This window comes from Gemella haemolysans ATCC 10379 (assembly GCF_000173915.1).
Taxonomy (GTDB): domain Bacteria; phylum Bacillota; class Bacilli; order Staphylococcales; family Gemellaceae; genus Gemella; species Gemella haemolysans.
This window is the reverse complement of the sequence record NZ_ACDZ02000011.1, coordinates 53,023-67,411: the sequence shown is the minus strand read 5'-3', so window position 1 is coordinate 67,411 and position 14,389 is coordinate 53,023. Positions and strand designations below refer to the sequence as shown.

Annotated in this window: 14 protein-coding genes; 2 read left to right on the top strand and 12 right to left on the bottom strand. The window is 31.0% G+C overall.

What is annotated here, in order from left to right:
- Positions 1-151: 151 nt before the first annotated feature.
- The 6 genes from GEMHA0001_RS04825 to rpsL all read right to left on the bottom strand — a co-directional run bounded on the left by GEMHA0001_RS04825 (position 152) and on the right by rpsL (position 6,439).
- Positions 152-883: an alpha/beta fold hydrolase gene (locus GEMHA0001_RS04825; protein WP_003144710.1), complete on the bottom strand. Its 732-nt coding sequence runs from the start codon at positions 881-883 to the stop codon at positions 152-154.
- 70 nt (positions 884-953) lie between these two features.
- The gene (locus GEMHA0001_RS04820) at positions 954-1,463 is read right to left on the bottom strand and encodes a hypothetical protein (protein ID WP_004264488.1); all 510 of its coding nucleotides are present in this window, start codon (positions 1,461-1,463) and stop codon (positions 954-956) included.
- Positions 1,464-2,011: 548 nt separating this feature from the next.
- On the bottom strand, positions 2,012-3,199 hold the full coding sequence (gene tuf / locus GEMHA0001_RS04815; RefSeq protein WP_003144664.1) for an elongation factor Tu: 1,188 nt from the start codon (positions 3,197-3,199) through the stop codon (positions 2,012-2,014).
- Positions 3,200-3,322: 123 nt separating this feature from the next.
- Positions 3,323-5,398 (bottom strand): elongation factor G, encoded by a 2,076-nt coding sequence (fusA, locus tag GEMHA0001_RS04810; protein WP_004264311.1) that lies wholly within the window; start codon positions 5,396-5,398, stop codon positions 3,323-3,325.
- Between the two features lie 101 nt (positions 5,399-5,499).
- Positions 5,500-5,970: a 30S ribosomal protein S7 gene (rpsG, locus tag GEMHA0001_RS04805; RefSeq protein ID WP_003144697.1), complete on the bottom strand. Its 471-nt coding sequence runs from the start codon at positions 5,968-5,970 to the stop codon at positions 5,500-5,502.
- Positions 5,971-6,019: 49 nt separating this feature from the next.
- Positions 6,020-6,439 (bottom strand): 30S ribosomal protein S12, encoded by a 420-nt coding sequence (gene rpsL, locus GEMHA0001_RS04800; protein WP_003146927.1) that lies wholly within the window; start codon positions 6,437-6,439, stop codon positions 6,020-6,022.
- A 467-nt stretch (positions 6,440-6,906) separates the two neighbouring features.
- On the opposite strand from rpsL, the gene GEMHA0001_RS04795 reads away from it, so the two are divergent.
- Together GEMHA0001_RS04795 and GEMHA0001_RS04790 are read left to right on the top strand one after the other, a co-directional pair.
- Complete coding sequence (locus tag GEMHA0001_RS04795; RefSeq protein ID WP_003144668.1) at positions 6,907-7,650, top strand: ABC transporter ATP-binding protein; 744 nt, start codon at positions 6,907-6,909, stop codon at positions 7,648-7,650.
- Positions 7,651-7,931: 281 nt separating this feature from the next.
- Positions 7,932-9,254, top strand: coding sequence for a hypothetical protein (locus tag GEMHA0001_RS04790; RefSeq protein ID WP_233445912.1), 1,323 nt, complete (start codon positions 7,932-7,934; stop codon positions 9,252-9,254).
- A gap of 70 nt (positions 9,255-9,324) precedes the next feature.
- Here the strand turns inward: GEMHA0001_RS04790 and GEMHA0001_RS04785 are convergent, their stop codons facing one another.
- The 6 genes from GEMHA0001_RS04785 to GEMHA0001_RS04760 form a co-directional block, all read right to left on the bottom strand.
- A complete protein-coding gene (locus tag GEMHA0001_RS04785) occupies positions 9,325-9,639 on the bottom strand; it encodes a PD-(D/E)XK nuclease family protein (protein WP_004264372.1) in 315 nt (104 codons plus the stop codon).
- Complete coding sequence (locus tag GEMHA0001_RS04780; RefSeq protein ID WP_004264453.1) at positions 9,639-9,833, bottom strand: UvrD-helicase domain-containing protein; 195 nt, start codon at positions 9,831-9,833, stop codon at positions 9,639-9,641. The genes GEMHA0001_RS04785 and GEMHA0001_RS04780 overlap by 1 nt, the downstream gene beginning before the upstream one ends.
- 128 nt (positions 9,834-9,961) lie before the next feature.
- Complete coding sequence (locus GEMHA0001_RS04775; RefSeq protein WP_003144711.1) at positions 9,962-10,492, bottom strand: hypothetical protein; 531 nt, start codon at positions 10,490-10,492, stop codon at positions 9,962-9,964.
- A gap of 12 nt (positions 10,493-10,504) precedes the next feature.
- The gene (locus GEMHA0001_RS04770) at positions 10,505-13,120 is read right to left on the bottom strand and encodes an AAA family ATPase (RefSeq protein ID WP_003144689.1); all 2,616 of its coding nucleotides are present in this window, start codon (positions 13,118-13,120) and stop codon (positions 10,505-10,507) included.
- Positions 13,121-13,131: 11 nt separating this feature from the next.
- Positions 13,132-13,365: a hypothetical protein gene (locus tag GEMHA0001_RS04765; RefSeq protein WP_004264414.1), complete on the bottom strand. Its 234-nt coding sequence runs from the start codon at positions 13,363-13,365 to the stop codon at positions 13,132-13,134.
- A 71-nt stretch (positions 13,366-13,436) separates the two neighbouring features.
- Positions 13,437-14,387 (bottom strand): helix-turn-helix transcriptional regulator, encoded by a 951-nt coding sequence (locus tag GEMHA0001_RS04760; protein ID WP_004264278.1) that lies wholly within the window; start codon positions 14,385-14,387, stop codon positions 13,437-13,439.
- Between the last annotated feature and the right edge of the window lie 2 nt (positions 14,388-14,389).

The following is a 14,389-nucleotide window of genomic DNA, read 5'->3' as shown; positions in this document are numbered from 1 at the left end:
AGCATATAGAATATAACTTGTAAAGTCAAATTATTAAATTATAATGGATATCTATTGTCTCTATTTAAGCGGGATGATATTTTCTATAAATAGCTAAAAGAGACCTTTAGACTTTCTAAAGACCTCTTTTATCAACAATAAATTTATTAAATTATTTTTTATTAATCCAACTATGTACTATTGTAGCAATTTCAATAGGATGGTTCATATACATCTCATGACCACAATTTTCCACTAACTCAACATCAAAATATTTCGGAAGTTTATCTAGTGATATCTTTCTCCATTCAGGTTCTTCCTCATATGCTGGAGCTATAAATAATACATCTTTTGATTCTAAATTTCTTTGATATGATCTAATAACTCGACGTAATTTAAGTAAATAAAAAACTTTTTCAAAATCTAAATCTAATTCAAATTTGTCAGAAGTATTATTATAACGATAAGAATTTCTTAATGCTTCTTCTAGATTTTCTGACCAATAATACGACTTAGATTTTTCATTAGCTATAACTTCTTCCAAATTTGAAAAAGTATGCTGACTAAAATAATCTTTTGTCGCTTCTATCTCATTTTCAAGAGGCATAATTTCATCTAAATTCAAATAACCTCCATCAAGTAAAATAAGTTTAGTTATTTTCGGACAACGTGATGCTAAAAATCTAGCTAAATCACCACCTAGTGAATGACCAATCAGATAAACCTCTTCACAATCTCTTACTTCATCATTAAACCAATTTTGAAGTTCTTTTTTATCTTGTATTATTTCTTTATAAGGATTTAAAAAAATAGTTTCTACTTCAAGCTCTTGAAAGAAATCCTTTGCGAAATAATAATTACTGCCTAAGCCACCTATAAAATATACTTTAATTTTTTGATTCATTAATTCTTCCTTCTCCTAAAATAAACTAATTTATTTAAAAATACTATAAACAATTATATACTAAAACTTATTAATTAAAATTTTTTAAAATAATAATTAGTAATATACTAATTATAAATAAAAGAAACTGAACTCCGAAAATAACTAACACAAACTTATAAAAAGATATATACTTACGAACTTGGATAGTAGTATTAAAAATAGACTCTCGAAATCTCTCATCACTTTCAAATGAAATAATATACTCCCCTTCATCAGCTTGAAAACAATAAAATTCTACTCTTCTCCAAATAACCCCTAGACCTTTAGATTTATAAAATACTTCTTCTAAATATTTTTTTTCACAAGTATTTTTATTAGCAACAGTTATCCTTAAATCTCTAATGTTAGTAAAAGAATACCTCTTATCTTTTATCCAAATAGAGTATTTCCCACTTTTTTTGATAATAAATTCCTCTTTTTTAATCCCGGTAGATAATTTGCAAATTGCTTTATTTCTAAAAAATTTTATAACAATTAAACTACAAATAAATAATAAGACTATTAATATCAACGCTAATAAATAAATTATAGTATTCACAATCTTCTCCTTTTCCTAAATAACTTATAATGATAAATTATATACTTGTAATATTATTATAAGCTATTTACTTTATAGGAACAATAGGGAATTAATAACCTATGATATATGATAGCAATTTTATAAATAATATATCCAAAATACTATTATTCTTATATCTATACCTAATTCTAAAAACTCTATTTGGCATAATTAATAAAAAATCGAAGCTAATTTTTTAACTTCGACTTTTTACTATTACTCAATATCCCTAGAGTAATTAGGATTTATTTTAATAATATATAAAATTATATTATTTCCCCTATACTACCTTTAAACATATTATACACCTCTTACAGAATTTCTGCAAGGATTTATTAAAAATAGTACGTATTTTCTAATGAAAATACAAAAAATAATGATTTTACAGTAAAAATACAATATTAATACATATAATTTTTAAAAACTATCAAGTATCTCCAATTAAATATGAACTTTATGTAAATCTATATTAAGTATAAAAAAAGCAAGGTGAAATTCACCTTGCTTTATGTGTTTCAATTCAATTACTATTTAACGATTGAAGTTACAACACCTGAACCTACAGTACGTCCACCTTCACGAATTGAGAAACGAGTTCCTTCTTCGATCGCGATTGGAGAAATAAGTTCTACGTTGATTGATACGTTATCCCCAGGCATTACCATTTCAGTACCTTCTGGTAAAGTAACTACACCAGTTACGTCAGTAGTACGGAAGTAGAATTGAGGACGGTAGTTTGTGAAGAATGGAGTGTGACGTCCACCTTCTTCTTTAGATAATACGTACACGTCAGCTACGAATTGAGTGTGTGGAGTGATTGTTTTAGGAGCTGCTAAAACTTGTCCACGTTCGATGTCTTCACGAGCAACACCACGTAATAATGCACCGATGTTATCTCCTGCTTCAGCGTAATCTAATAATTTACGGAACATTTCAACACCTGTTACAGTAGTTGAAGCTGGTTCTTCAGTTAATCCAACGATTTCTACTACGTCTCCAACTTTAACTTGTCCACGTTCAACACGTCCAGTAGCAACTGTACCACGACCTGTGATTGAGAATACGTCCTCAACTGGCATCATGAATGGTTTAGCGTTATCACGTTCTGGAGTTGGGATGTATTCGTCAACTGTTTCCATTAATTCGATGATAGCTTTTTCTGCATCTGCATCTCCTTCAAGAGCTTTAAGAGCAGAACCTTTGATTACTGGTAGTTCATCTCCGTCGAATCCGTATTCAGATAATAGTTCACGAACTTCCATTTCAACTAATTCTAATAACTCTTCGTCATCAACCATATCACATTTGTTTAAGAATACAACGATTTTTGGTACTCCAACGTTACGAGATAATAGGATGTGCTCACGAGTTTGAGCCATTGGTCCATCTGTAGCAGCGATTACTAAGATAGCTCCGTCCATTTGAGCAGCACCAGTGATCATGTTTTTAACATAGTCAGCGTGTCCTGGGCAGTCTACGTGTGCGTAGTGACGGTTTGGAGTTTCGTACTCGATGTGAGAAGTGTTGATTGTGATACCACGTTCTCTTTCTTCTGGTGCGTTATCGATTGAAGCGTAGTCTTTAGCTTCTCCACCATAAGTTTTTGCTAATACAGTAGCGATAGCTGCTGTTAAAGTAGTTTTACCGTGGTCAACGTGACCAATTGTTCCAATGTTAGCATGTGTTTTACTACGGTCAAATTTTTCTTTTGCCATTTTAAAAATGTCTCCTTCAAGTTAATAAAATTTTATTTTTTAATAATTAGTCACATAGCATTCTATGATAACTATATTTTATAATGTTACAACGAAAATTGCAACTATAAAGAATAATTTTTATTATCCTTTATTTTTTTTGATAATTTCTTCAGAAATTGATTTAGGTACTTCTTCGTAGTGGTCGAATACCATTGAGTAAGTACCACGTCCTTGAGTTGAAGAACGTAGAGAAGTTGCATATCCGAACATTTCAGATAATGGTACTGAAGCACTTACTACTTGTGCGTTACCACGAGCTTCCATACCTTCAACACGTCCACGACGTGAAGTGATGTCTCCCATGATATCTCCTAAGTATTCTTCAGGCATTACAACTTCAACCTTCATGATTGGTTCTAAGATTACTGGGTTACATTTTTTAGCAGCTTCTTTAAGAGCTAATGATGCAGCAACTTTGAACGCCATTTCAGATGAATCGACATCGTGGTATGATCCATCAAATAATTTAGCTTTAACGTCGATTAATTCGTATCCAGCTAATACCCCATTTGCCATAGAGTCTTTTAATCCTGCTTCTACTGCTGGGATGTATTCACGTGGAACTACCCCACCAACGATAGCATTTTCGAATTCAAATCCTGCACCTGGCTCATTTGGAGTGAACTCAATCCATACGTCCCCGTATTGTCCACGTCCACCAGATTGACGAGTGAATTTACCTTGTACTTGTGCAGCTTGTTTGAATGTTTCACGGTAAGATACCATTGGAGCACCTACTGTACATTCAACTTTGAATTCACGACGCATACGGTCAACGATGATGTCTAAGTGAAGCTCACCCATACCTGCGATGATAACTTGTCCAGTTTCTTCGTCAGTTCCAGCACGGAATGTTGGGTCTTCTTCTTGTAATTTTTGTAAAGCTGTAGACATTTTATCTTGGTCAGCTTTTGATTTTGGTTCAACTGAAAGTTGGATAACTGGTTCTGGGAATTCCATTGATTCAAGAATAACTTCGTTTTTCTCGTCACATAATGTGTCCCCAGTTGTTGTATCTTTAAGACCAACAGCTGCAGCGATATCACCAGCGTAAACTTCAGCGATTTCGTTACGAGTGTTAGCGTGCATTTGTAGGATACGTCCTACACGTTCACGTTTACCTTTAGTTGAGTTTTTAACGTATGAACCAGATGATAAAATACCTGAGTACACACGGAAGAAAGTAAGTTTCCCTACGAATGGGTCAGTCATAACTTTGAAAGCTAGGGCTGAGAATGGCTCTTCGTCTGAAGAGTGTCTTTCTACTTCTTCATCAGTATCTGGATTAACCCCTTTAATAGCATGTACGTCTAATGGAGATGGTAAGTATTCTACTACTGCATCTAGCATTGGTTGTACACCTTTATATTTGAATGCTGATCCACATACTACTGGGAAGAATTCTACAGATAATGTAGCTTTACGAATTGCAGCTTTAAGCTCGTCAATTGTAATTTCTTCTCCACCTAAGTATTTTTCCATGAAGTCTTCATCGAATTCTGCAACAGCTTCGATTAATTTTTCACGGTATTCTTCAGCTTGATCTTGATAGTCAGCTGGGATTTCTTTAACAACAAGATTTTCCCCTACGCTACCTTCGTTGTAAATAGCTTTCATTTCAACAAGGTCAATTACACCTTCGAATAAATCTTCAGCTCCGATTGGAAGTTGAATTGGGTGTGCGTTAGCTTGTAATCTGTCGTGGATTGTTCCTACAGAATATAGGAAGTCAGCTCCTGTTTTATCCATTTTGTTTACGAATACGATACGAGGAACTCCATAAGTTGTAGCTTGACGCCAAACTGTTTCTGTTTGTGGTTCAACACCTGATTGCGCATCTAATACAGCTACTGATCCATCAAGTACACGAAGAGAACGTTCTACCTCAACTGTGAAGTCTACGTGTCCCGGTGTATCGATGATGTTGATACGGTGGTTTTTCCACTCAGCAGTTGTTGCAGCAGATGTGATAGTGATACCACGTTCTTGTTCTTGTTCCATCCAGTCCATTTGTGAGTTACCATCGTGAGTATCTCCGATTTTGTGGATTTTCCCAGTGTAGAACAAAATACGCTCTGTTGCAGTAGTTTTACCTGCGTCGATGTGAGCCATGATACCGATATTACGAGTATCTTTTAAAGAAAATGCTCTAGTCATGAGTCAATTTTCTCCTTTCATAAATTTTTAAATGTTTTGAGTAATTTGTCTTTTATAGTGAAAAACTCAAGCTATAAAATAGCTTGATATTCACCCTATAATTACCAACGATAGTGAGCAAATGCTTTGTTAGCTTCAGCCATTTTGTGAGTATCTTCACGTTTCTTAACTGCTGAACCTGTGTTATTTGCTGCGTCTAAAATTTCATTAGCTAAACGTTGTTCCATAGTTTTTTCTCCTCTTAAACGAGAATAGTTAACTAACCAACGTAGACCTAATGTAGTTCTTCTTTCAGCACGTACTTCTACTGGTACTTGGTAGTTAGAACCACCAACACGACGAGCACGAACTTCAAGAACTGGCATAATGTTGTTTAATGCTTCTTCGAAAACTTCCATAGCATCACGTCCTGATTTTTCTTTAATTAAATCAAACGCTGAATATAAAATTCTTTGTGCTGTACCGCGTTTCCCATCTAGCATTAATTTGTTAATCAATTTTGTAACTAATTTTGAGTTATAAATTGGATCTGGCAAAACGTCACGTTTTGCAACTGGACCTTTACGTGGCATAGTGTCTGCCTCCTTTCACGAATTCTTTTTATCAAATTTTTATCTTATATTATTTTTTCTCTTTTGGTTTTTTAGCACCGTATAGTGAACGTCCTTGTTTACGGTCGTTAACTCCTGCAGTATCTAAAGCTCCACGGATGATGTGGTAACGTACCCCTGGTAAGTCTTTTACACGTCCTCCACGAATAAGTACAACACTGTGTTCTTGTAGGTTGTGTCCGATACCTGGGATATATGCTGTTACTTCGATTTGGTTTGATAAACGAACACGTGCATATTTACGTAAAGCTGAGTTAGGTTTTTTAGGTGTCATAGTCCCAACACGAGTACAAACTCCACGTTTTTGTGGTGAAGAAATGTTAGTTTCTTTCTTTCTTTGAGAGTTGTAACCTTTGTTAAGTGCTGGTGAATCTGATTTCGATACTTTTGATTTACGAGGTTTACGAACTAATTGGTTAATAGTTGGCATTTTCCTGATTTCCTCCTTTCCTCGATAATTTGTGAATCACCTATCCAGGTGTATCACGTTTTTAAATTTTTTATAAGCCATAGTGGCTTTACACAGAGTGCCGTAACACTCACGTACTAAATAATACCACTTTTATTTTTTCTTGTCAACACTTTTTTAAAATTTTTTATATCTTTTTTAACTTGCTATTATCATATTCTATTTTCACACTTAACCAGGTGTATCATTTTACTAATATAAATAAACACTTCCAGGTGTATCATACATAGAGTTTTAATTCACACTTCCAGGTGTTTCGCATATATTATTTTGCGTCACTTTTTCAAGTATTCCTTGTTACTACTTTTAAATTTTCAATTTATTATATTCTCATCAACTATTATTATAGAAATAATTTAATAATCCCCCTTGTTGTTTAAAACGATTACAAGTATAATATAACTATAGATAACATTGGAGGGATACTTATGATAGAAATTAAAAACCTAACCGTGAAATTTGATACAAAGTGTGCTGTTGATAATTTGAGTTTCACCATTAATGATGGAGAAATATTCGGACTTATCGGGCATAACGGAGCTGGTAAGTCAACTACAATCAAATCTTTAGTTAGTATATTAGAACCTACTTCAGGAGAGATTTATTTCAACGACCTACTTCTTAAAAATAATAGATTAGAATGTAAAAAACAAATTGGCTATGTTCCTGATACTCCTGATATGTTTCTTACATTATCAGCCTTTGAATATTGGTCATTAGTCGCTAGCATATACGAAATAGAAAATAAAACAAGAGATGAAATTCTTAACAGGTACTGCAAATTATTTAATTTGATAGGCGTTGGGCATCAAGAGATTAGTTCCTTCTCTCATGGTATGCGACAAAAAGTATTCGTAATTGGGGCATTATTATCAGAACCTAAGTTTTGGATTATGGATGAACCTATGACAGGATTAGATCCACAAGCTGCATTTGACTTGAAAAACTTAATGAAAGAACATGCCACAAAAGGAAACAGTGTTCTATTCTCTACTCATGTCTTGGAGGTCGCTGAACATCTATGCGATAGAATAGGCATCCTCAGCAAGGGAAAACTGGTTTTTATCGGTACACTTAACGAACTTAAAGAACAATTTGAGGGAGATAATTTAGAAGAAATTTATCTTAATATAGTAAAAAATTCAAATTCAAATATTTTAGGTGGTGATTAGATATGAGATTCAATGTAATAAAAGAGTTATTCTTAACGAATCTTCTTTATAGTTTTTCACCTCAAAGAATAAAATACAGAAAAAAATTCAGTGGAAAGAGCGATATAAGACATAATCTTTTTAAAAATGTATTAATGATGAATTTTTTCAATTTCTTAAATATTTTATTTGTATTTTCAATATTTTCTCGTGGTTTTAACTTTTCTGGACCGGGATATCGAAATATACTTTTCTTTATTTTATTATTAGTGTTTATTCAGATTTTAAATAATTTTATCAATATGTTTTACGAAAGTGATGATACATTAGCAATTATTCACTTACCTGTTACAGGATCTGAAATATTTTTTAGTAAATTGTTCACTCTACTTTCACAAGTTATTAGTAATTTTACTCCTTTAATAGTTATAAACTTGATTATTGGATTAAATGCAGAGTTTTCAATTCAAAAACTTTTCTTCGTATTAGTATATAGTTTTGCATTTATCATTACTTTAATATGTTCTATTATGACACTACTTTCATTTATTACTTATATCCCAAATTTTAAGAAGAATAAAGGGAAAGTTAATGCAGCTACAATATTAATCGCGTTGATATTCTTCACAGGATACATATTTAATTTTGCTCATACTTTTAAAAGTTTTGATTCTGATTATTCAGGAGATTTATTTTTAAATATACTCGTATTAGATATTTCTAAGACTTATACTTACTTAATAGTAGCTATTATCTTAGCACTTATTTCTTTCTTTACTACATATATATTTGTAATAAGAAAATATATGAAAGACTTATATAGAATATCAGGTAATACATACACATCTAGTTCTAAAGCTGTAAAAATTAAAGAAAATACTAATAGTACACCAACTACACTATTTTCTAAACTAATTAAGAGAAATGTAAAACTAATGTTAAACAGTACAATTTCGTCAACTGTATTTACTAATCTTATAATTACACTTGGTATATTTGTAATTCCGATTATAGAAATTAGAAAGCACGGAGGTATTACACTACCACTTATATTCTATCCAGTAGCTATGACTATAGGATTCACGTTAGCATTGTACATCAATTCTAATCCTATGAATTTTACAAGTATAGCAATATCACTAGAAAAACAAGATTACTATTTTTTAAAATCTCTGCCATTAGATTTTAAAAAATATCTAAAAATTAAATTAGCAATAGCTACCTTATTACAACTTGGATTTGGATTATTTGCTCTGATTATGATGTTAATTATAACTAAAACACCAATCATATTAGCAATTGTAACAATAATATCTTATATTATTTCAAGTCTTGTCTTTTCTTTCTATAGTTATACAAGCGACTATAAAAAATTATATCTAAACTGGAACACTATCACAGATTTAGCTAATCGTAGTTCGATAAATCAAGTCCTATTAACTATTTTAGCTTTCGGAGCTATTTTATTATTAGTACTACTTAATGTAGCGACATTCTTCTTAATTGCTATGCTGCCATCATCAGCAAATATAGTAGGAATAATATATTCTCTAATACTAATTGTACTGTTGATTCTTGCAACAAGAAAATTAAGAAAAAATGTATTTGATAAAATATATTCATAAACATAAAAAGCACTATTCTGCATCTAGAAAAGTGCTTTTTGATTTAATTTAATACATATATTAATTTTATTTATAACAATCTAAAATTGAATATATAGAAATTATCTATAGTATAAAATACGGCTTGACGCCAATAACTACGACCTAACACAAGTTTTTTTAATCCTTGTTCTGCTGAATCTGTCTTATAATCTACTACTCTGATTATATCATTATCATATTCTAATTTATCTATAATACCATTAATTAAGTAATTTCCTTCTAACCTAACATTAATCTCTTTCTCTAAACTAACATTTTCACCTTTTAAACTATTAGGGATATAGTTCTCGTAAAGATTCTTAAGTAGTTGTTGACCATATTCTCTTAATTCATTTACAGACACTACACCACTAATCTCTTCTTGGTAGTGTTATAATTAGTTAAGATATTCGCAACACGACGAGAAAGAATTTGGGTTTTCCCTGTACCAGGACCAGCAATAACCATCACTGGACCTTCTACTGAATCGACTGCTTGTTTCTGTTGTTTATTAAGTTTTTCATATTCTTCTTGATAAATACTTTTAAAATCCTTCATTAATTTTTTCTCTTTAAAAAAATTACATCCATTTTATTTTTTATAATTATAACATATTAGCAAACTAATGTATATTTCTTTTCAAATACCAGATTTAAAATAGCTATTAGAAAACTCAAATGTATAAATTAAATTTTAAAATCATCACGTTTAGTTTCTATAACTCTCATTGCAGACTTAATTACATGAAACTCATCAATTAAGTTAGTAATAAGATTATAGTTATACTTTGTCAATCTTCCTGAGATTAATTTTTGAGAAATTTCCTGAAACTTATGTAGATGTTCCTCTACACTACATAACATTTCCTTAGCATCTTTTAAGCAATATTTTCTTGCTAGATTTTCTACTTCGTCCCTAAATAAATCTACATTATAATCATGAATTGTTACCTTCTTCCCTTCAAAAATTATATCTTTCGCTTCATAACAAGTAATAAATTTTTGTTCAACTGTATTACATACAAAAATAACTCCATAGGCAGAAACATATTTTCTTTCTTCTGGTCGTTGCTCTACATTAGAATCATAAACTGTTAGACTACCGATTTGCCTACCAATCCACTTTGGCAGTCGTTCCTCATTTACTCCAAAACGTTCCTGAGCTCTTTTTTCAAAGTGATTTGTCCACGTATACTGTGGTCCATAAGAAAGTCCCATAATTATCCTCCTTTACTTAATAACTTCAAATAACAATTTAAATCCATCAGAATCCACAACTACCTTGTCTCCTTTATTAATACAATTATTGATAATCAACTCTGATAAAGGTGTCTCTATTAGCTTAGTAATTCCTCGCCGAATTGCTCGGGCTCCTTTTTCTGAATCATAAGTTGTTTTAACAAGAAATCTAACTGCCTCCTTCGTAAACTTCAATTCATAGCCACTTTCCTTAACGATTTCTACTTCTTTTTCAAGTAATAAGCTAGTAATTTTAAATATTGACTCTTCTGTGAAGGATTTAAAGGTTACGATTTCATCTATACGATTTAATAATTCTGGACGGAAAAAATTATTAATTGCTCTCATGGTTTTTTCTTGAATTATCTGTTCCATTCCATATTTTGCAAAGCCAACTTTCTTCTCCTCTCTAATTAAATTTGAACCTAAATTTGAAGTTAATATAATAATTGTATTTGAAAAATCTACTCTCTCACCCATACCATCCGTTAAAATTCCATCATCAAAAACTTGTAACATTAAATCATAAATTCTAGGGTGTGCTTTTTCAATCTCATCTAACAACACAACAGATTTTGGATTATTTTTTACAGCCCTTGTCAAAATACCTCCACTTCTAAAACCTACATAGCCAGGAGGAGCACCTATTAATTTTGCTACTTCATGTTCTTGTTGATACTCCGACATATCTAAACGAATAAGATCATCAACTGAACCTGTTAATTCTTCCGATAATACTTTCGCTGTTTCTGTTTTTCCGACTCCACTAGTACCTAAAAATAAGAAAACTCCGATAGGACGTTTAGGATTTCTGAAGCCTGTTTTTGAACGAATAACAGCCTCTGCTATGGTATTTGTAGCCTCCATTTGTCCAATAACTTTCGTTGCTAAGATACTCTTCAAATTAGAAAGTCTACTTAATTCTTCCTCATCTGCATCTTTACCAACTTTCAAATCTTTCTCTCTGATTTTAACACCAGCTTTTTGCTCTACTGCTTTTTTTATATCTTCCTTTGTAATTTTAAATTCATAATTATTAAAAGTTAAATTATTGCGTTCTTTTTGAAAATCTCTAACTTTAAGTTCAAGTCTTTTTCTTATATCATCAACAGCAGCTTCATTATATTCTATAGATTCCGCTTCTTTTAGTTGTTTCTTTAATTTATTTACTTCATTTCTGTAATCTCTAATCATAACAATGTCTTGATTCGCTTCAATTCGAGCCAAAGCCCCTGCATTATCGATTACTGTAAATGCAGAATCTGGCAGTTTCTCTCCCTTTAGATATTTCTTAGCTAATCTTACCGCTAACTCAATAGTATTCTCCTCAAAATTTACGCGATGAAAGTTTTCATATACTGACGATACATTTTTAACAATATTGATAGTTTCTTCAATACTTGGTTCATCTACTATTACTTTTTCAAAACGTCTGACTAGTGCAGTATCACTTGAGATATATAATTTCCATTCCATCGGTGTTGTAGCACCAATAATTCGAAAATCTCCACGTGCCATTAAGGGTTTAAATGCATCCATTATATGTTTAACCCTTCCTAACATATGAATCTCATCAATAAATAAAATTACATCTTTTTCTCGTTTCATCTCTTCAATGAATTTAATAATTCCTTCACTAGTAACTCCTCCAATTTTAGCTTTTAAATCGTTTAGACTAAATTGCAAAATTTTCTTCCCTTTAAGCGATACAATCTCATTTTTAGCGATACGCATTGCTATTCCATCAACTATTGCTGACTTACCTACACCACCATCTCCCAATAAAATAACGTTGTTTTTATCTCTACGTGTGAGAACCATCTCTACTTTACGAATTTCTTCATCTCGTCCAATAACATCCATCAATTCACCGTTTTTAGCTTTTAAAGTTATATCAGTAGCAATATCATTTAATAATGAGTAATCAGGATTAGATAATTTAACAGAAATTTGAGATTCTTTTTTTATTTTTGAAGCTTTTTCCCTCTCAAGTTTTCCGTCAGAAAAATCCTTATACAAAAACTTAGAATTTTTAAATACACCTAGTAAAAATTCTTCTGTATGAATATTTCCTGTTAATAGATATTGTTTATAAATAAGTTGATTTGCGTTTGTTTCCCTTTCTTGAGAAATTCCATTTAGTATCCAATATGAATCAATAACACCATCAGGCGAATTTTGTAACCGCATCTCCTCTGCAAAATCAAAAATAGATTTCATATATTCAGATATTGGAAAAGTATTACATTCTGCAAGATAATATGAAGAAGACGGTTCTTTAATAATTTCTATCGGTGAAGAAGTAATAATATCGTTAATTATCCTTCTTCTAGAAAGTATATTTAATTCATCAACTTCTATAGAAGATCGATTTCTTCCATCAATAACTTTCCCGTTAGAAAACTCCTTTAACAATTTACTTTTTGTTAAAGAATAATACCCTAAAGCATAACCCATACCTGTATCACAAACATCTAGTATGCTGAATAAAATATCTTGGCTTTCAATAACTTTATACTCTTTTTCAAGAATACGATTATTTAGTACTTCTAATGCAAGTTTTAGTTGACGGCTAACTTTGTAATCTATAATATTTTTTTTCGACATAAAAATTCTCCTTATACTATTTTCTTAATTACTTCCTTCGCTTCTTCATCTAAATATAATACTTCCGAATATTCCCCTTGCCCGGTTGACCAAGCAAAAAATTTTCCTTCAACCAATTCTTTTATATCTGATAGAGATAATACAATCATCTGTCCTCCATAATGTCTATTATGAAATTCTATTACTTCATTCATATTAGTTAGTAATTCAATTTCAAAAGTTTTTTCTATTTCCACTTTTCTCATTCTATCTTCCTTCTTTCACTTTTTATATCTCTATTATAAAAAACGAGATAGACTTATTTTGTCTACCTCTTCTATTTTTTATAATTTTTTAATGTTTTTTCAAGTATTTCTTGCAACTCTTCAACTAACTTTTGAGGAGTTAATACAGTCACCTCTCCACCTTGCCCTAAAATCCATCTTTTAAGTCCTGGAGTATATTGTGTATCGATTTGAATCTTCATCTCATCTTTTTCTTCCGAAAGAATTGTATGATTTGGAAATTTGTCTAAAATAATTTCTGAATTCCCTTTATATATCAAAGTAATTCTAACACTACTACCTTCAAAAGCATCAACTTTTTTATTACGAACATCCCCATCTCTATACATTTTCCCATAGGATATGTTTGGTTTCTTTTCATTAGATTTACTATAACTACTTATTCTATCAATTCGAAAAGTTGTATAATTTTCATATTTTAGATGATAAGCAACTAAATAAAAATAATGAGCATCATAGTATAAAGAAACTGGAAAAATGATATGAGTTTTCTTTTCTTTTAGAGGAGCAGCGTAGTCTATTTCTAACATTTGTTTGCTTCGAATTGCCTCAGATATAAACCATACAGTTTCAATTCTATCTTTTTCATTTGTCAATGATTTATAATTAAAATGTTCATTTTCTATAATAGATTTAACCTCTTTCATTTCTTCACTCGAAAGTAATGCTAAAAGGCTTTCTAGCAACGAATTCATCTCTGATTTATTCAATGCTCTATTTTCTAAAAGTATCTTTGAAATAATCAAAATATATTTTTTATTAAAAGTAGTTTTTCCTAAAAAACGATAGGTATTATCTGAATTATCATATACTATTTTACAGTTTGAAAGATGCTGTTCTTCTATTATTCTCCTTAGTGTACTTATATCACGTTGAATAGTTTTTGGATTTACAGAAAACTCCCTAATTAATTGAGCTTTAGATAATCGTTTCCCAGATTGTAGGCGAAGAAAAATTGTTATTAGTCTTTCTTGAGAATTCATAG